This window comes from Bacillus sp. Je.9.29.b (genome assembly GCF_051129925.1).
GTDB lineage: Bacteria > Bacillota > Bacilli > Bacillales > Bacillaceae > Bacillus > Bacillus safensis.
Genome location: NZ_JBCPSO010000003.1, coordinates 59,786 through 78,462, shown reverse-complemented (window position 1 = coordinate 78,462; position 18,677 = coordinate 59,786). Strand labels below are relative to the sequence as shown.

The window sequence follows — 18,677 nt, the reverse complement described above, 5'->3', positions numbered from 1 at the left end:
TCGTACAACCCCCTTTTCTTCATCATATGTCAGTCATGCCAAAAAAACCAGTCCCTTACTGGAACTGGTTAGCCGCCATATCGGTCGGTTTGAGAAAGTTTGATCTCTGCTGATTTTTTCTTCCCGCTTCGGTAAAATTGCACCTTTACCTTGTCGCCGACCTTCCTTTGATATAAGTACTTACGAAGATCCACGATATTCTGTACACTCTTGCCATCAAAGGAGGTCACGACATCCAGCTCTTTTATTCCCGCTTTTCCTGCTGGAGATAACGGCTCAACACTCATGACAACGACCCCAGAGGTAACCTTAGATGGCAGTTTCAACGTTTCCTGCCAGTGGTAGCTCGCAATATCCGCTAATGATTTCATGCCGACGCCAAGATACGGACGCTTTACCTCTCCGTAGCGCTCTAAATCCTCTATGACAGGAATGACCAGATTCGCTGGAATAGACAGCCCGATTCCTTCTACCTCTGATTCAGCAATCTTCATTGAGTTAATGCCGATCACCTTTCCGTCCATATTGATCAAGGCACCACCGCTGTTTCCAGGGTTGATGGCGGCATCTGTTTGCAGTACCTCTGCATTCCAATCTGTCTGTCCGTCTCCATTTGAGTCAACAGGGATTGCACGCTCTGTGCCTGAAATGACTCCTTGTGTGACAGACCCTGCGAATTCAAGCCCTAATGGATTTCCAATGGCGATGACTGGCTCACCCGGCTTCACATGATCTGAGTTACCGAAGGCTGCCGTTTTCTTGATTTTATCACTTTTGACAGTGAGAACAGCTAAATCCATAAGCTGATCGCTGCCGACAAGATTGGCACCAATTCTTGTCCCGTCATGGAGGCTCACTTCAAGCTGGTTGGCGCCTTTAATGACGTGATGGTTTGTGACAATATAAAACGTGTCACCCTTTTTTTTATAAATCACACCTGACCCGCTGCCTGCTTCTCCGCCTTCCTCCCAAAAGCTCGACTTTTGGATATTAATGACGCCGACCACCGTATCTGACATATTAGACACCACTTTTGTGACAGCATCATTGACGTTCACATTCACCGTCTTTAAAGGACCCTGTGATGCTTGTCCATCACCGTTCTGCTGCCATCCAAAGGGACTGCCGCTCTGTCCAGATACATAGGGGAAAAAGAATCCCATTAAAAAAGCTCCTACCAATACACCGATCAAACCAGAAAGAAAATATCCTTTTCTGTTTCGTCTCGGCTTCCACTCTACATCGCGATAATCCACTATGTTTCCTTCCTTTCAGTGAATAGATGATGTATATAGTGTTGGTAAGAAGCTCTTATCTTAATCATACGATTGTAAAAATCATACGGCGCAAAGCGGGGTTGCTTTTTTCGGGTCCGTATCAAATAAATCAAAGCCGTCCCCCACAACAAAGCCCTTCATTTCAAGCGTCTGCTGGACTGCCATACGGGCTAAATCCTTCATGTTGTTGTCTTGACTCAAGTGAGCCAAATATATGCGTGAGGTGGCATCTCCAATGACATCTGTCATCGCAAGAGCAGCATCTTCATTTGATACATGTCCGACATCGCTCAGAATTCTGCGCTTAATGCTCCATGGGTATCGGCCCATTTGCAGCATCCCGACATCATGATTGCTCTCAAACACAAACGTATTGGCTGACTTAATAATGCCTTTCATGCGGTCACTCACATAGCCTGTATCCGTCATGAGGGCAAGTTTGCGCCCTCCATAATGGAACACGTAAAACATAGGCTCTGCCGCATCATGAGAGACGCCAAATGACTCGACATCAAGACCGCCAAAGGATTGAACGGTTTCCATATCAAAATGGAATTTCTGCTCTGTGTCAATCTTTCCGATATGAGACTCCATTGCCTTCCATGTTTTCGCATTTGCATAGACAGGAAGCTTGTACTTTCTTGCCATGACACCAAGCCCTTTAATATGATCGGAGTGCTCGTGTGTCACAAAAATGCCGTCCAAGTCCTCAGGCTTGCGGTCGATTTGGCTAAGCAGCTCGACCATCTGTTTGCCGCTTAAACCAGCATCCACCAAAAAGGCATGCTCGTCTGTTTCTAAATAAAAAGCGTTCCCCGTACTTCCGCTCGCTAGTACACTGAACTGCAAGCTCATGTTCTCTCACTCCATTGAAGATTTGTCATCTTTCTCTATATGATCAAGTGTTGAGCCATCGATGGCATTGATCAAATATTCTTCCTCTGTCTTTTTCTTTGAACCTGCTGATACGCCTTCAAGCTCCACCCGCCATACAGGAACCATGACTTGCGTGCTTGCCCCAGGGTATTGCGTATAGTAGCCAAGCTCTACCTTTTTCACGGTCGTATTTTGACTCAGCATATTTTGCGTATATAAGTCCTTCACTGTTTCAAGTGCTGGGACAAGGGTTTCTTTTCTCACTTCATTAATCGATGTCACCATCGATTGCTGATAAGAGACGACTTCGTTTTGATCGTTGAGATTTAAGGTGATTTGCCCGATGGTTTCGGTGTCATCAAGGCCTTCTTGGAAGATGTATTTCCCTTTATACGTTTGGAAAAAGACGATTTTCCCTGTCTCCTCATCTATATTCCACAGCTTATAATTCTTCCCATCCAGCAAACGCTGGTTCACAAGGTTCGTCGCCGCTGTTTTGATATCCTTTTTCGGCAAGGCAACTGGTTTGTTGAAGGTCATTTCAAGCAGCGTGACAGGATCATCTTTGTCTGTTTTCGGGAATGTGCTTTTCGCCTTTTGATCAGCTAATCCGTCGACATCCTTTTTCGTATATTGCTTCTTTTCAGCTGTAATGCGGTATCCAATCTTCGCTTCATCTGATAGATTGCCATATTTGATCCCGTCTGCCTTCATTTCTTCCAGCGTATCCGTTTTTTCGATAATCGCAAAATGATCGGTTGACCGTTTTTCAAAGTATTGAAAACCTAGAAAGATATCGAGAACGAGAAAGGCTAGGATAAAGATCGTTTTGGTCTTATTCCACTCCATGATTCTCGCTCCCCTCTGTCAAAAGATCATTCGATAGAATCACGGTTTTGCCGTTATATTTCATACACCATACAGGCTCCAGCCAGACAAACATTGCTTGATCTTGATCTGATGCAGTTGAAACAGCTTGATATGCAGGGAAAATCTGTTCAATTTTCTCCAGGTCATCATATTTCGTCTGCTTGATGATCAAGTCCTTCAGCTCTGTCCCATTCATCAGCTTGACCTGTTCACTTTGACTCGCTTTATTGCCAAGAATATAGTTTGGGCGCTTGTAATTCAAAATGTCATCATTCGCCCATTGGACTTCAAGGGAGGTCATCCCAAATGGATGCTTTGTACTGTTCACAATCGGCAGACCGTCCATAAACATATTAAAGGACAGCTGCTGGTTGCTGTTGATGCCAAAATATTGATAGTCATCAGTAAAGCTTCCCGTATCATTGAAATATTTCACGCTTCGCTTAATCAAATCCCCCGTTTGGAAAACAGTGCTGGAATTGATATTGCGGTGCTGATATTGAATGCGGTGGTCTTTTTGATTGGCTTCAAGGCGGCTTGTGCCATCTGTGTACACCGTCCGGTTTAAATTAGATTCCTCACCGACAAGGCTCGGGTCCGTAAACAAAGCGTCTTTGAATTTGTTTGTCTTAATCGTTTCGATAAAGAACATTTTCGATTCAAGCTGCTTTTGCTTTCTCGGAAGAAGGAAATCTCGTTTAGAATTCGTCGAGAATGTATAAAGATCATAGCGCGGCATCTCGTTTTGAGCGGCTGCGATACTGTCCATCAGATTACGGTAGTTGGCGGACTCAATTGTCAGCTCAAGCACCGTTTCCTTGCTGTATGAGACCAAATACACTTTTTTATTGGCCTTATCCTGCTGGGCGAACGGCACAATCATCCGATCAAACGAGTTGTATTCAATGGACTTGTTCGGCCATTTAAAGAGCGCTTGGAAAATATCAATCGGAATCGGATCATTGAACACAAGATCCAATGTCTTCCCTTGTCCTTCGCGTCCATAGAAGAAATTCTTAAATTTCTGCTCGGAATATTGATCTGACACATCATTAATCTCTTTGACATCCCAAAGGCTCACATCATTCCAAAAGTTTTGAAAGAGTTCCTTTTGATCCACTTTAAAATGCTCTCCATTTGAATGAATGAACATCTCGCGTGGCTTCACGACATCAATGAGACTTCTAGGCTCGTCGCTTGAAATCTTCTTCGTTTCCACGACCTTTGTGCCGGTATCTGCCTGATCCTGCATGACGGGCTGGAACATCCAGATATTCCACGTAAATACAAGACTGATCGCAATTAGGATTGTCAATATTATGGTTTTAAAGGTCTCACGCTTCATCCCAATCATCCTCTTGTTCTTCATTGTACGGAAGGGTAAAGGTCACCGTTGTCCCTTTTCCTTCAATGCTGTCAGCCCAAATATCTCCGCCATGAGCCTGAACCATTTCTTTTGCAATCGCAAGACCGAGGCCGGTTCCGCCAAGCTTTCTTGTTCTTGCTTTATCTACCCGATAAAAACGTTCAAAGATTTTATCCATATCCTTTTTCGGAATACCGATTCCTTCATCTTTCACGCTGAATAACACAAGGCCTTTCTCCTCATCCAAATCGACGGTAAACGTGATGTGTCCACCCTCTGGTGAGTATTTCATGGCATTGGAAATGATATTATCGAGCACCTGTGTAATTTTATCTTGATCGATTTCTACATATACTTCACGCTGCGGCAGGTTGCGGATAAAATCGACATGCTGCTCCTTCGTCATTTCAAAACGATCAATGACGAGCGAGATAAACCTGATAAAGTTCGTCCACTCACGGTTGAATTGATAATCCTTGCTGTCGAACTTAGACAGCTGCAGCAGGTCATTGACAAGCCGGATCATGCGCTCAGTTTCATTTTGCGTGACACTGAGGAATCTTGGCGCAAGCTCTTTATCACCAATCGCACCTTCAGCCAGCGCCTCAAGGTAGCTTCGCATCGTCGTCAGCGGTGTGCGCAGCTCATGCGATACGTTCGCTACGAATTCACGACGTTCAGCATCAATTTTCTCCTGCTCTGTGACGTCATAAATGACCGCAATTAAGCCATCAATTTTCCCATGCTCTTTCTGAATGACGGAGAAATTAACACGCAATACAGACAGCTGATCTTCGCGCTCAATTTCGATCAGCATGGAATCTTGATTTTCGACTAAATCTTCAAATGTATGAGTTTCCTCTAAGCCAAGTAAAGACGTGATCGGCATCTCTAGTGCTGTTTCACGTGAAACATTTAACAGCTCTAATGCAGGGCTGTTTAATAGAATAATCGCACCGTTTTGGTTCGTTGCGATGACACCGTCCGTCATATAGGCAATGACAGAAGAAAGCTTTTTCCGCTCGCCCTCCGTCATCAGCTGAGCTTCCTCCAGCTCTCTGGTCAGATGGTTAAAGGTTGTCGCAAGCTGGCCAATCTCGTCATGTCCATACTTCCGGACCTTTCTGGAGAAGTTCCCTTTGGCAAGCTCGATCGCCTGCTTTCTCATATCTGAAATAGGATGAGTAATCGTTCTGAAGATGAAGATACCAAGTAGAGCAGTCGTCCCAAGTGCAATCAGTGTCCCAGTCGCTAAAATGGTGTTAATGGTTCGCATTTGGTTAAAAACACTTTCCATTGAAGACACAACATAAATCACACCAACGGTCTCTTGGTTCTCATTTTTTACGGCTGTCGCAGAAATACGCACCCTTTTATTTGATTCAGGGTCATAGAATTTTTTCTCATAGTCTTTGCCGACCGCAAAAATACGGCTAATGATTTGATCAGTGATTTTCTTGCCGGCAATCTCTTGACTGCCGTTATTTACAGAGGCAATGACCTCTCTGCTTTCGTCAATATAGCTGACTTCAGAGATTTCATTAGACTCATCTTTGTTGTTAAAATCGTTTAATATCTTTTGAGCATCCTCTTTTAATTCTGCCTTGCTTTTCGATGAATCTTGTTCTAGGTAATACGATAACGAGTAGATTCGCTGATTCAAGGAATTATCATATGAATTAATTAAGGACTGCTCTAGCTGCTTCACAAAGTACACGCCAATGATCTGCATGGCGACGATGATCAGCAGCACGTAAATCAAGGTCAATTTGAAGTGAATCGAGCGAAAAAAACCTACTTTACTCATAAGAATCTTAGTCCTGCTCTGGGTTTCTTAAATAGTAGCCGACGCCTCGTCTTGTCACGATCCAGCTCGGGTGGCTAGGGTTGTCTTCAATCTTCTCACGAAGACGGCGGACTGTGACGTCTACTGTACGGACATCTCCGAAGTAATCGTAGCCCCATACGGTTTGCAGCAAGTGCTCACGTGTCATGACTTGTCCGATATGTTTCGCTAAATAATGAAGCAGTTCGAACTCACGGTGCGTCAATTCAATCGTTTCCTCGCGCTTAGACACCACATACGCATCTGGATAAATAACGAGTGATCCAACCTCAATATCATTTGATTCAGATTCTTCCTCCGTCTGCGGAGCAGCGGTTTGTCTTCTCAAATTCGCTTTCACACGGGCAAGCAGCTCACGTGTGCTGAAAGGCTTTGTCACATAATCATCTGCGCCGAGCTCAAGACCGATGACTTTATCAATTTCAGAGTCTTTTGCTGTCAGCATGATAATCGGCATGTCATATTTCTTTCTCACTTCACGGCATACTTCAACACCATCTTTATTCGGCAGCATAATGTCGAGCAGAATAATGTCCGGCTTGATTTCTTCTACCATTTCAAGGGCTTCGTTTCCATCATATGCACAATGAACCTCATAGCCCTCTTTCCTTAAATTAAATTCCAATATATCAGCAATCGGTTTTTCATCATCTACGACAAGAATCTTTTTTTCCATTGTGATTTCCTCCTGCATTTTTAGCATCTATGTCATTCCATTTTGCATGTATCATTACACCTTTTCCATTTATGAAAAAAAGGCTCACTGTCTATTATAACGTTTTACGAGGCAAAGATAAAAATAATAACGGCTTTCTTTTCTAGTAAACGTTGGATAGGAAGGCGCTGCTCGAAAAAATTGATGACTTTTTCCTTTTTTATTGAAACTTTTCCAATCACCAGCCGTCTATATAGATGTAACGTCTTCTTCTTATGGAGCCGGGCCCTACCTAGGTCCGGCTTCTCCCTTTTTATGCCTTCTTTTCATAATAAAAACGCACCTGCGATTGCAGATGCGTTTGGAAGTGGCTCGGGACGGAATCGAACCGCCGACACACGGATTTTCAGTCCGTTGCTCTACCAACTGAGCTACCGAGCCATCATCAAAAAGATGAATATGTATAAATGGCGGTCCGGACGGGACTCGAACCCGCGACCTCCTGCGTGACAGGCAGGCATTCTAACCAACTGAACTACCGGACCTCAGTAACTTGCCCGAAAAAGCAATCGTGGTGCTCCTTCAAGCAAGTGAGGAAAAAATTAGCTTAACGCTAAAGTAAATCAATGACCCGTACGGGATTCGAACCCGTGTTACCGCCGTGAAAGGGCGGTGTCTTAACCGCTTGACCAACGGGCCAATACATGGTGAGCCATGAAGGACTCGAACCTTCGACCCTCTGATTAAAAGTCAGATGCTCTACCAACTGAGCTAATGGCTCTCGGCTTGTGAAAAGTGAATCTGAAGAAGCTGTATTGCGCCAAACCAATCGCTTTAAAAAAGCTGGAACATCGCATCCTAACAAGTTTCAGAGACCTTTGCAACAACGAGATTTATAATATCATAGAGTAATTACATATGGCAATACGTTTTTCGACATTTTTTTAAAAAAAGTGTCGGATTTAAATATCTTCTATCAAAGCTCCCACTTCTGCAACCGCCTTCATTAGATACGCCTTTTCGGATGTCTTCTGCCTACTCAAACACATAGACACGTTTCAGGCCGCTCAAAAATGGCTATACATGAAACAAGTGACATTGTCATTGAAAAAGGAGGAAGCAGTATGAGTTCATTCAAATTAGGAGATAAAATGCCCAACTTTTCACTTCCAACAATACAGGGCGATCACATTGATTTCGACAAACATTTAGAGGAACATCAAAGCTGGCACCTGATCGTTTTCTTTAGAGGATCTTGGTGCCCGGTATGTGTAGAAGAATTAAAAGAGCTCGAACAGCAGCAGTCATATTTTCAGGACAAGGGTATTCACTTGATGGCGATTTCAACGGATAACCCTGATGACTTGAAGGCATTTGCGGATAAAGAGGGACTGTCCTTCCCGATCATGTATGACCATGACCTCACGTCATTAAAAGCATATGAAGTCCACTATCACGGGGAAGATGCCCCATATGAAGACCACGGGGTGCACGGTGAACCCGCCTATTTCTTATTAAATGAAAAAGGTCAAGTGCTCTATCAGCAAAGACAAACAAGTCCGTTTGGCAGACCGCATGCCAACGAACTACGCAAAATCATTCAGTACATCCGCAAAAATTTAAAAGGCCAATATAAAAGCCTGAAGTAAGGAAAAAGCCCTCGTGATGAGGGCTTTTTTATGAACGTTTTTTGTTAACTAGCCAGTCAGCGGAGAAAAAAACAAGGAGTCCCGCCATTAAAATGACAAAAGTAACCGGTGGTCTGTCACCTTGGAAAAACGCGTACAGCGCATGCCCTCCTAATGCCAGAAGATAAAAGACAAATGCCGGCACAGCTGCTTTATGTGCATTCGCTTGTTCTCTTTTCGTCATTTTTTTAAAAAACATTGTGCTCTCCCCTTTATGATGCTTGTTTCATCGTCACCCTGCGAAGTGCCCGTGAACGGATATATTCCATTGGTCCAATTCTCCAAACCTTTAGGCAAACTGCTGAAATTGCGATTTGCAGAAGTGAAATCAACACCCATGCCAATACAATCAGGGGCGCATTGATTTGACCGCCAAGACCAAATCCCCAGCTATAAAAAAGAATGGAACAGATGACATTTTGCAGGATGTAGCAGCTAAGCGCCATTTTCCCTACATATTCAAACCAAGTCCACATGAACCAAGACTCCGTGCGTGCGAGGAGCTTCGCAATGACAGCTATATAAAAAATAGAGAGGAATGGTGAAAAGACGTAGCGCACCACAAATTCCACTAGATCGTTCGGAACGAAGACTAGTGCATTCAGCGGCAGACCAACCCACAGCCCGATTCGGAACAATATTTTCCGGAGAGATTGTCCGCGTTCATTTGCATAAAATACACCGGCTCTCATCATCCGCACACCCAATAAAAACAGAAATGTGTTCATTGGAATAATAAAGATCGCTTCTTCTCGGTACATGAAGAAGTATTGTAACCGTTCTTGAATCTGCGAGATCCATGTCTCTGGCAGCTGCTCTTCCAGCGCCGTTTCACCGCTTTGATCATCGGACGCTGACTCCATTTCAGAGAGGGAGTACAGCATCAAACATGACATCACGAGCAGATGAATCACACCTGAGAACATCATGCCCTTTTTGATGCGCCTGCTTCCTCCCCGTACAATGTAAGCCACAAGCAGCCCAGTAACGGCATAGCTCATGAGCACATCATATTCCATCACAAGCGCAAAATGGACAAAGCCTTCGATAAATAAAAATAAAAGAATCCATAAATAAGTACCCGGCCAAGGCGTGTTTTTCCTTTTTGCCTGCTGGTATTTCAGCTCCAATCCAACACCAAACATGATCGCGAGCAGCGAGAGCATTTTTCCATAAACGAACATGGAGACAAGACTTTCTAGAAAACTGCCATTTTCATATTCATCTGCAATCTGATCTGTCGCAAAGGTATCCCCTGCATACGCAAAAAACCAGACGTTCGTTCCCAAGGTGCCTAGTATGGCAAAACCTCGTAAAATATCTAATAATCGTATTCTTTCTTTCACTAGAACGCTCCTTCCTCCTATACAGTTATCATATTTTGGTAATGACCGGAAGTCCGTTCTAGTGAAATTAAGGAATATTTAAACAAAAAAACACCAGTAAAATGCGAGATTTTACTGGTGCTTCATCAATCTATTCTTATGGACGGTACACGCTGCGGACAACGTTCGTTTGTGAACGATCTGGTCCGACTGAGAAAATGGAAAGTGGAATACCTGTTAATTGTGAAATGCGCTCTAAATAATGGCGGGCATTTGCAGGCAGCTCACTTAAGTTCTTCACACCTGTAATATCCTCTGTCCATCCTGGCATTTCTTCGTAGACAGGCTCACATTTCGCTAATTCATTTAGGCTTGCTGGGAATTCCTCAGTAATTTCTCCATTCAATTTATAAGCGACACAGATTTTCAATTTTTCAATCCCTGTTAGTACATCAATTGAGTTAAGAGATAAATCTGTAATTCCGCTCACACGGCGTGCATGACGGACAACAACGCTGTCAAACCAGCCGACACGGCGCGGGCGTCCAGTTGTCGTACCGTATTCACGGCCAACCTCACGAATTTGATCGCCAATTTCATCATGGAGTTCTGTTGGGAATGGGCCATCTCCAACACGTGTTGTGTACGCTTTTGACACGCCGACCACATGTTGAATTTTCGTTGGTCCTACGCCAGAACCAATCGTCACGCCTCCAGCTACTGGGTTAGATGACGTCACAAATGGGTATGTCCCTTGATCGATATCAAGCATGACCCCTTGTGCGCCTTCAAATAGCACGCGGCGGCCTTCATCTAGTGCATCATTCAGGACAACAGATGTGTCTACGACATATTTTTTCACTTGCTGGCCATATTCATAATACTCGTCTAAAATATCTTCAATCTTGAAGCCTTCTGTGTCGTACATTTTCTCTAAAAGACGATTTTTCTCTTCTAGATTGCGTGCAAGCTTCTCTTCAAATACTTCACGATCTAATAGATCTGCGACGCGGATACCGACGCGGGCAGCTTTATCCATATAAGCTGGTCCGATTCCTTTTTTCGTCGTACCGATCTTGTTAGCCCCTTTCCGCTCCTCTTCTACCTCGTCCAATTTTAAATGGTAAGGCAGAATAACATGGGCTCTATTGCTGATTCTGAGGTTATCTGTACTCACATTCCGTTCGTGAAGATACGCAAGCTCAGTGACCAACGCTTTAGGATCAACCACCATTCCATTACCAATGACACAAGTTTTCTCTTTATAAAAAATACCGGATGGAATGAGATGTAGCTTGTATGTCACTCCATCAAATTTGATCGTGTGACCTGCATTGTTTCCCCCTTGATAACGGGCAATCACCTCTGCATTTTCTGAAAGGAAATCGGTAATTTTCCCTTTCCCTTCGTCACCCCACTGCGTACCTACTACGACTACTGAAGACATATCGTGCACCTCCGTTAACCTTTCAAAACGTTATCTCTTTCAAACACATTTATTTTATCAATGCACACCGAAAAAGTCAACGCAAAATCCGAACATTAATATCTCGAAATCGAATTTTGTTCGTTTTAAATATGAGAAAAAGCGCTTTACTCACTTCTTCAGCGCTTAAAAAGGGAGGTTTTGAGTAAAAACAACGTTTTTGATTGTTCTTACTTTCTATTGATTTTCAATTAAATGAATCATCGAATTTGCCATAAAGTCTGGTGAGTACGGTCTACCTGTCCTCAGCCACCATTCAGCCGTTCCAACGTAAGCAGAAATAACGAATTGCTTCTGCATGTCGATAGGAACGAGATGCGGATCAGGCTTTGAGCCTGCAACCCCCTCTATCCCCAAAGAAAAGCTTTCTTCAAAAAAAGCACGAACCGTTTCATGAATATTGAGCTCTCGCCCTCGTTTCAAGAGAATTTGATACTCCTTTTCATGTTCTTGCAAATGCTGATAAAATCGAAAAATATATACATATGCCGGATGCTCTTTTTCCAAATCATCTTCTTGTACAGGCGCAAAAATGGCACATTTCATCACATCAAACATCTCATCCATCACCTGCTGGGCAAGATCAAATTTATCCTCATAATGCTGATAAAAGGTCGTGCGGTGAATGCCTGCCACTTTCGTCAAATCCTGTACAGAAATCTTCCCCCATTCTTTCTCGCTTAATAACTGAAATAATGCTTTTCTTAATTGCTGCTTTGATTCCGTTGCGCGCTTATCCCCTCTGTAGCAATCCGCCACAAGTCGCTCTCCCCTTCCCATTTTCTTCAACAGATTTCGCTTTTCTGTTGGTTGAATCCTCCAGGCCGATGAATTAACTTTAATCTAACACAATGAAAAAAAGGAAGCATCTGACAACCTATAAGGAGTGATGATCATGGAAACAATGTCCCCAAGTGCCGTGCAAAAAACGTTATTAAGAGGAAAAAACAAGCAGGACCCGTATCACCCATTTGATTGGTATGCCAACATGCGTCAGACATCACCTGTTCATTTTGATGAAGCCAGCCGAACGTGGAGTGTATTCACCTACGAGGAAGCCAAGCGTGTGACAATCGATAAAGATACCTTTTCGAGTCAGCCCCCTAAAAACCAGCGGAAGCATTCCCTGATGAAAACAATGGTGATGATGGACCCGCCCAATCACACTCGCATCCGCTCCATTGTCAGCAAAGCCTTTACTCCTCGAGTCATGAAATTGTGGGAGCCTCGTATTTATGAATTAATGGATGAACTCATGGCACAACTTGAAGGAAAAAAAGAGATTGACCTAGTGCAGGACATCTCCTATCCGCTTCCTGTCATTGTCATTGCAGAGCTTTTAGGTGTGCCGTCAGAGCATAAACAATCCTTTAAAGAATGGTCAGATATTCTCGTCAGCATGCCTAAAAGTGAAAATGAGGAGGATGTAGCTGAATGGCAGAAAACACGTGACAAAGGGGAAGCTGACATGATGGCGTTTTTTGCAGACACCATTGAAAAGAAGCGTCACAATCTTGGTGATGATTTGATTTCCCTCATCATTCAAGCGGAGGAGAATGGAGACAAGCTGGCAGCGGATGAATTAATTCCATTCTGTAATCTTCTTCTTTTAGCCGGCAACGAAACAACAACCAACTTGATCTCCAATATGATTTTCAGCTTGTTAGAACAGCCGGGTGCGTATGAAGCACTCGCCCAATCACCTGAACTCATCCCACGTGCGGTGGAAGAGGCCGTCCGTTTTCGTGCACCAGCTCCTACAATCGTCCGCTATGTCACAAAAGATACAGAGCTTGGAGGGAAAGTGTTGAAAAAGGGTGACAATGTGATTGTGTTTCTTGCTTCTGCCAACCGGGATGAGCGTCAATTTTCAAATGCACATGAATTCGATATACACCGCCACCCTAACCCTCATATTGGTTTCGGGCACGGTATCCATTTCTGTCTTGGTGCACCACTGGCACGTCTTGAAGCATGTACAGCTACAAAGATTTTAATAGAACGATATGAGGCACTAGAGCTCCTCTCGTACGTTCCAATGACAAGCAGCAGTATGTATGGGCTGAAAGAGCTAAAACTGTGTGTCACGCCTCGTTCATAACAGAAAAGACTCCCGGGCATGGGAGTCTTTTTTAAACAGGTGTAATACCATCTGTGTTCATCAGCACAACTCGATACCCATCTGGGTCTTCAATGGTTGCTCCTCCCCGGTCCCAGTATGGATTCGTTGAGGTGACATGCCGTCCGCCAAATGAGAGCAATCTCTTTTTCATTTGCTGAAATTCCTCTTCATCTGGAATATAGAAAACAAGCAGCTGTTCTGGATGCGGGACGGGCAGGCTTTCTTCTTCTTCATGTTTGGTGATTTCTAAATGAACATGCTGGTGAGGCAGCCCGAGCATCACACCATCGTACCCTTCATGCTGATCAAATGAGCCTATTCGTTTGAGCCCTAAGCCTTCTTCATAAAAGGAAACAACCTCTTTCATGTTGACGGTTGGGCGTGCGATACGTAATTGAGCGGCTTCAAACTGTTGAAATTTCATCAGTCTTCACTCCTTTTCTCCTTTTAGTATACGCTCTCTCTTTTTCTCTCTCCTCCTCATTTTGATTGTTTTTTCAATCATTCTTTCGATGTAGATCAATCAAAAAAGCCCAGCTTCTTGAGCTGGGCTTTAAGCACCGGGCGGAACTCCCGCATCATCAAATCTTCTTTCCAGGTTGACGAATTTGTTATATTCTTTGACGAACGCCAGTGATACTGTACCAACTGGACCGTTACGCTGTTTGGCAATAATGATTTCGATAATGTTCTTATTCTCTGATTCTTTGTCATAGTAATCATCACGATAAAGGAATGCCACGATATCGGCATCCTGCTCGATACTTCCTGATTCACGAATATCAGACATCATCGGACGTTTGTCCTGACGCTGCTCTACCCCACGGGAAAGCTGAGACAAAGCAATAACCGGAACTTCAAGTTCTCTTGCTAGCGATTTTAATGCCCTAGAGATTTCAGAAACCTCCTGCTGACGGTTATCACTTGATCGTCCGCTCCCTTGAATAAGCTGCAAGTAGTCAATCAGGATCATGCCAAGACCATTTTCTTGCTTCAATCGGCGGCATTTCGAGCGAATTTCACTTACTCTAATTCCAGGTGTATCGTCAATGAAAATCCCACTGTTTGACAGCGAGCCCATCGCCATTGTCAGCTTGCCCCAGTCTTCTTCTGTCAGATTACCGGTTCTTAGGTTCTGTGCATTGATATTCCCCTCTGCACAAAGCATACGCATAACGAGCTGCTCCGCACCCATCTCTAAACTAAAGATAGCAACACTTTCGTCCGTTTTGGTTGCGACATTTTGGGCAATGTTCAATGCGAAGGCGGTTTTCCCTACTGATGGACGAGCCGCTACAATGATTAAATCATTTCGCTGGAATCCAGCTGTCATCCGGTCAAGCTCAGAGAAACCTGTTGGAATCCCTGTGATATCGCCTTTACGGTTATGAAGCTGTTCAATATTATCGTATGTTTGAACAAGAACGTCCTTAATGTTTTGAAAGGCTCCTGAGTTTTTACGCTGCGCCACTTCCATAATGGTCTTTTCAGCATCGCTCAACAGGTCCTCTACTTCATCCTCACGCGTGTATCCATCTTGTGCAATGGTTGTCGCCGTACGGATCAGACGTCTTAAAATGGATTTCTCTTCTACAATTTTTGCATAGTATTCAATGTTTGCAGCAGTTGGGACAGAGTTCGCAATATCGGTTAAATACGAAATCCCGCCTACCTCTTCTAGTAAATCTGTATTGGCAAGCTCAGATGTCACCGTGACAAGATCGACCGGTTCCCCTCTATCGCCAAGTACAAGCATCGCATTGTAAATCTTTTGATGCGACATTCTATAGAAATCCTCTGGAATTAATACCTCAGAAGCGAGCGTTAGCGCGGATGGTTCTAAAAAAACAGCACCTAATACGGCCTGCTCGGCTTCTATATTTTGCGGCGGCAGCCGGTCATCGAGAAGTTCCGTCATGCCAAGCACCGTCCTTTCATAAAAAAATACGCTACTCATCATTTTAACATTTTCATCAATAAAAAAGTGAAAAACATCGACTATAGTCAAAATTACCATGTTGATATTTTGTGCAAACCAGCGCATTTCAATAGAAAAGACTCTGTAACATCAATTGTTATAGAGTCCTTCGTTATCGCTAATAGAATTTGGATTTGTTGCCGTTCACACATGTAATCGACGCTCCAACATGGCATGTTCGGGTGCGTTTTTCTAATCTATCGTTTTCTTAACCCCATAATTCACTTTTTGCCCAATGTCTTGTAAGGAACCGTTTTGATAACCAATAGATAACACCAAATCGGGGATAGAATCAAACCCGTTTTTCGCTAGATCAAATAGCTGTGCTCCGTAATGTGAAGCGGCAACGCGCGCATTTTCTGCTGTATATGGGTTTTTAAGAAGTTCTTCTTTGTATAGATCAAAAATATTCGTTCCGTTATCCGTTACAAATTGACCATTTACAATGCTTAAATCTTTTAAATTGTAGCCTGTCACCGTTTTGATTTGATTGACAAGATGGAACTTTGCCAGAGAATCCTGTGTGAATTGAGTAGAATCATCATTTCTGCTTTTCATAATATGGAAAAATAATTCTCTTGTATTGTTGGTTGTATTTAATAAGTCTTCTATTTGTTTCATCAGCGATTCGTCTTTTGAACCACTTACCACTAATTTAAAATTGTTCGGGTCAATGGTAAAAGTTAAATTTGTGTTTTTAGGAATGGTTATACCATTTTTAGAGAATAAACCTTGTAATTGTTCGTTGACCTTTTGACGATTGAATATTTTTTTCTCTACGCTTTCTTGCGTAGGATCGTACCGTTTTTCATTACGGAAGATGGCATCATTAAAGTCATATTGACCTCCTTTTCCAGAATTAGCCCAGCCAATCTCCATCGTATATGCAGCTTCTCTTTCTACTTTAGTTAGATCACTCCTGAAATAAGGCGAGCGTGGATTTCGATACTTATCGTGTATATGACCATGAGGATTTTTGAAACGTTTATTTTGTTCATTTATTTTTTCATATTTTTCATCTAGTATTTTCATCCGTCTATCAGATTCGGTCATCACCTCATTTGTACTTTTAATAGCTGGATGGCTATTGAAGTCTGGAAGGTTCTGCTTATTTAGAACAGCTGTCGTGTTCAATGTATTTATCTTCACTTTGATACTCCGTAATTCACCTTTTGTCCAATGTCATATAAAGAACCGTTTTGATAACCAATAGATAACACCAAATCGGGAATAGAATCAAACCCGTTTTTCGCTAGGTCAAATAGCTGTGCACCGTAATGTGAAGCGGCAATTCGTGCATTTTCTGCTGTGTATGGGTTTTTCATGAGATCTTCTTTGTATATATCAAAAATATTGATTCCTTTATCCGTTACAAATTGACCATTTACAATGCTTAAATCCTTTAAATTGTAGCCTGTCACCGTTTTGATTTGATTGACAAGATGGAACTTTGCTAGAGAATCCGGTGTGAATTGAGTAGAATCATCATTTCTGCTTTTCATAATATGGAAAAATAATTCTCTTGTATTGTTGGTTGTATTTAATAAGTCTTCTATTTGTTTCATCAGCGATTCGTCTTTTGAACCACTTACCACCAATTTAAAATTGTTCGGGTCAATGGTAAAAGTTAGATTTGTGTTTTTAGGAATGGATATTCCGTTTTTAGAGAATAAATCTTGTAATTGTTCGTTCACTTTTTGGCGATTGAGTATTTTCTTTTCTACACTTTCTTGGGTAGGGTCATACCGTTTTTCATTACGAAAGGCGGCATCATTAGAATTAAAATGTCCTCCTGTTCCACTATTAGCCCATCCAATTTCAATAGAGTAAGCCGCCTCTCTTTCCGGTTTAGTTAAATCGTTTCTGAAATAAGGGGAGTTTGGATTTCGATACTTATCAAATATATGACCATGAGGATCTTTGAATCGTTTATTTTGTTCATTTATTTTTTCGTATTTTTCATCTAAAATTTTCATTCTTCTATCAGCTTCGGTCATTACCTCGTTTGTACTTTTAATAGCTGATTGATCTTTAGAGTCTATTCGGTTCTGATTGTTTGAAGCAACTGCCGTGTATGACGAATTAATATTCATTTTGATTCTCCTTTTTTAAAAAAATAGTGATTATTAAATATATCGGCATTTAAGTTAAAATTTGTTAGTTTTGATCCGATATAGTAATTATTACAAGGAGGGTTAAAATATGACAAATACTATCTTTAAACATTTTTTATTACCAGCATTGTTTTTGGTGCTTGTTACTAGTTTTTTTGCACCTCATTCAGCGGAGGCGGCTATTACGGGGAATAACAGTCCTAACACAGCCAGCTTAATGGGATATTGGAAAAATAGTCGTTCAGATACGACAATCTTACCTGAAGGTGAAAATGAAGCGTATTATCAGTTTACGATCAATAAAGGTGAAAGAGTTTATGTCAGAAGTTCGTATAATAAGCAATATACAGGTATGAAAATCGAGGTGTATAATTCGAAAAGTTCAGATGAAAGAAGTAGGGTGATTAACCCTGATTCAATTACGCCGTTTATTTTTGCCAATACTGATGAAGTTACTTCAACTTCAGAAACTTATTTTGTGAAAGTAACTCGTGGCACATATACAGGAAATATGTATTTTACTGTATCCATTCAAGATCGAATTAAATCTGGAAATAGTACATTCAACTTTACGGGGACCGCTACCAACCTGGGGAATACTTCTTTGAATTTTTTAGGAGTTGATTCTTCTATCATTACAATGGATTTAACGAACAATTCTTCTATCCCTAAAAATGCAATCGTTAAATCGATTTCAACAACTAGTACCCAATCGCCTAACCAAGGAAATGTCACACACAAACTGATGGCTGATGAAAACAAGATTTGGAACGAATCCGTTTTTTCATCTGCAACAAGTGGGTCTTACCGTATTTCTCTGGAAGATCAATTAAGAGTGGCTCAAAAATGGAGCTTTAAGTACAACGCAAAGGCTACTGCGAGATCTACTATGAGCAATGTCAAAGCCGATATTCGTTACGAATATGATGTTACAGATGGATTCTAATTGAATGGTGTTTACAGACATGTACACCGATTGATCAAAAAGTAAGGGAACATCCCTTACTTTTTTCATTGCCGCATTTTTGATGCTATATGATCTTTTGCCACTCTTCAAACAGCACCATCCTTCCA

General features: G+C 42.2%; 17 protein-coding genes and 4 tRNA genes. 3 read left to right on the top strand and 18 right to left on the bottom strand.

Going from position 1 to position 18,677, the window contains the following annotated elements; translation table 11 throughout:
- Window positions 1-68: 68 nt before the first annotated feature.
- The 10 genes from AAZR19_RS06600 to AAZR19_RS06555 form a co-directional block, all read right to left on the bottom strand.
- Window positions 69-1,259: a S1C family serine protease gene (locus tag AAZR19_RS06600; protein WP_395894774.1), complete on the bottom strand. Its 1,191-nt coding sequence runs from the start codon at window positions 1,257-1,259 to the stop codon at window positions 69-71.
- Window positions 1,260-1,337: 78 nt separating this feature from the next.
- Complete coding sequence (locus AAZR19_RS06595) at window positions 1,338-2,132, bottom strand: MBL fold metallo-hydrolase (protein WP_034283589.1); 795 nt, start codon at window positions 2,130-2,132, stop codon at window positions 1,338-1,340.
- Window positions 2,133-2,138: 6 nt separating this feature from the next.
- Window positions 2,139-3,002 carry a two-component system regulatory protein YycI gene (locus AAZR19_RS06590; protein ID WP_163114562.1) on the bottom strand — a complete coding sequence of 288 codons (864 nt, stop codon included), beginning with the start codon at window positions 3,000-3,002 and terminating at the stop codon, window positions 2,139-2,141.
- Complete coding sequence (gene yycH / locus AAZR19_RS06585; protein ID WP_163114560.1) at window positions 2,989-4,368, bottom strand: two-component system activity regulator YycH; 1,380 nt, start codon at window positions 4,366-4,368, stop codon at window positions 2,989-2,991. Before yycH ends, AAZR19_RS06590 begins: the two co-directional genes overlap by 14 nt.
- Window positions 4,358-6,196, bottom strand: coding sequence for a cell wall metabolism sensor histidine kinase WalK (gene walK, locus AAZR19_RS06580; protein ID WP_024424029.1), 1,839 nt, complete (start codon window positions 6,194-6,196; stop codon window positions 4,358-4,360). The genes yycH and walK overlap by 11 nt, the downstream gene beginning before the upstream one ends.
- 7 nt (window positions 6,197-6,203) lie before the next feature.
- Complete coding sequence (gene yycF / locus AAZR19_RS06575; protein WP_024424030.1) at window positions 6,204-6,911, bottom strand: response regulator YycF; 708 nt, start codon at window positions 6,909-6,911, stop codon at window positions 6,204-6,206.
- 347 nt (window positions 6,912-7,258) lie between these two features.
- Window positions 7,259-7,331: transfer RNA gene (locus tag AAZR19_RS06570), tRNA-Phe, on the bottom strand.
- 27 nt (window positions 7,332-7,358) lie between these two features.
- A tRNA-Asp gene (locus AAZR19_RS06565) sits at window positions 7,359-7,435 on the bottom strand.
- 82 nt (window positions 7,436-7,517) lie between these two features.
- A tRNA-Glu gene (locus tag AAZR19_RS06560) sits at window positions 7,518-7,589 on the bottom strand.
- Window positions 7,590-7,595: 6 nt separating this feature from the next.
- Window positions 7,596-7,671 (bottom strand) — tRNA-Lys (locus tag AAZR19_RS06555).
- Between the two features lie 343 nt (window positions 7,672-8,014).
- Between AAZR19_RS06555 and AAZR19_RS06550 the strand changes: the two genes are divergently transcribed.
- The gene (locus tag AAZR19_RS06550) at window positions 8,015-8,539 is read left to right on the top strand and encodes a peroxiredoxin family protein (protein WP_061110335.1); all 525 of its coding nucleotides are present in this window, start codon (window positions 8,015-8,017) and stop codon (window positions 8,537-8,539) included.
- A gap of 28 nt (window positions 8,540-8,567) precedes the next feature.
- Here the strand turns inward: AAZR19_RS06550 and AAZR19_RS06545 are convergent, their stop codons facing one another.
- The 4 genes from AAZR19_RS06545 to AAZR19_RS06530 all read right to left on the bottom strand — a co-directional run bounded on the left by AAZR19_RS06545 (window position 8,568) and on the right by AAZR19_RS06530 (window position 12,148).
- Window positions 8,568-8,777 (bottom strand): hypothetical protein, encoded by a 210-nt coding sequence (locus AAZR19_RS06545; protein WP_041106751.1) that lies wholly within the window; start codon window positions 8,775-8,777, stop codon window positions 8,568-8,570.
- Between the two features lie 13 nt (window positions 8,778-8,790).
- Window positions 8,791-9,924, bottom strand: a complete 1,134-nt coding sequence (locus AAZR19_RS06540; RefSeq protein WP_434702649.1) for a DUF418 domain-containing protein — start codon at window positions 9,922-9,924, stop codon at window positions 8,791-8,793.
- Window positions 9,925-10,060: 136 nt separating this feature from the next.
- Window positions 10,061-11,350: an adenylosuccinate synthase gene (locus AAZR19_RS06535; RefSeq protein WP_024424032.1), complete on the bottom strand. Its 1,290-nt coding sequence runs from the start codon at window positions 11,348-11,350 to the stop codon at window positions 10,061-10,063.
- A gap of 216 nt (window positions 11,351-11,566) precedes the next feature.
- Window positions 11,567-12,148 carry a TetR/AcrR family transcriptional regulator gene (locus AAZR19_RS06530; protein WP_041106756.1) on the bottom strand — a complete coding sequence of 194 codons (582 nt, stop codon included), beginning with the start codon at window positions 12,146-12,148 and terminating at the stop codon, window positions 11,567-11,569.
- Between the two features lie 136 nt (window positions 12,149-12,284).
- Between AAZR19_RS06530 and AAZR19_RS06525 the strand changes: the two genes are divergently transcribed.
- Window positions 12,285-13,490, top strand: coding sequence for a cytochrome P450 (locus tag AAZR19_RS06525; RefSeq protein ID WP_076840608.1), 1,206 nt, complete (start codon window positions 12,285-12,287; stop codon window positions 13,488-13,490).
- Between the two features lie 31 nt (window positions 13,491-13,521).
- Here AAZR19_RS06525 and AAZR19_RS06520 read toward each other — a convergent pair whose 3' ends face one another.
- From AAZR19_RS06520 to AAZR19_RS06505, 4 genes are all read right to left on the bottom strand, one after another.
- Window positions 13,522-13,935, bottom strand: a complete 414-nt coding sequence (locus AAZR19_RS06520; RefSeq protein ID WP_076840609.1) for a VOC family protein — start codon at window positions 13,933-13,935, stop codon at window positions 13,522-13,524.
- 129 nt (window positions 13,936-14,064) lie between these two features.
- Window positions 14,065-15,429 (bottom strand): replicative DNA helicase, encoded by a 1,365-nt coding sequence (gene dnaB / locus AAZR19_RS06515; protein ID WP_003214779.1) that lies wholly within the window; start codon window positions 15,427-15,429, stop codon window positions 14,065-14,067.
- A gap of 252 nt (window positions 15,430-15,681) precedes the next feature.
- Complete coding sequence (locus tag AAZR19_RS06510; protein WP_434702645.1) at window positions 15,682-16,638, bottom strand: DUF4885 family protein; 957 nt, start codon at window positions 16,636-16,638, stop codon at window positions 15,682-15,684.
- Window positions 16,635-17,582 carry a DUF4885 family protein gene (locus AAZR19_RS06505; RefSeq protein ID WP_434702643.1) on the bottom strand — a complete coding sequence of 316 codons (948 nt, stop codon included), beginning with the start codon at window positions 17,580-17,582 and terminating at the stop codon, window positions 16,635-16,637. The genes AAZR19_RS06510 and AAZR19_RS06505 overlap by 4 nt, the downstream gene beginning before the upstream one ends.
- Window positions 17,583-17,691: 109 nt before the next feature.
- On the opposite strand from AAZR19_RS06505, the gene AAZR19_RS06500 reads away from it, so the two are divergent.
- Complete coding sequence (locus AAZR19_RS06500; protein ID WP_349905985.1) at window positions 17,692-18,549, top strand: hypothetical protein; 858 nt, start codon at window positions 17,692-17,694, stop codon at window positions 18,547-18,549.
- The last annotated feature ends 128 nt before the right edge of the window (window positions 18,550-18,677 follow it).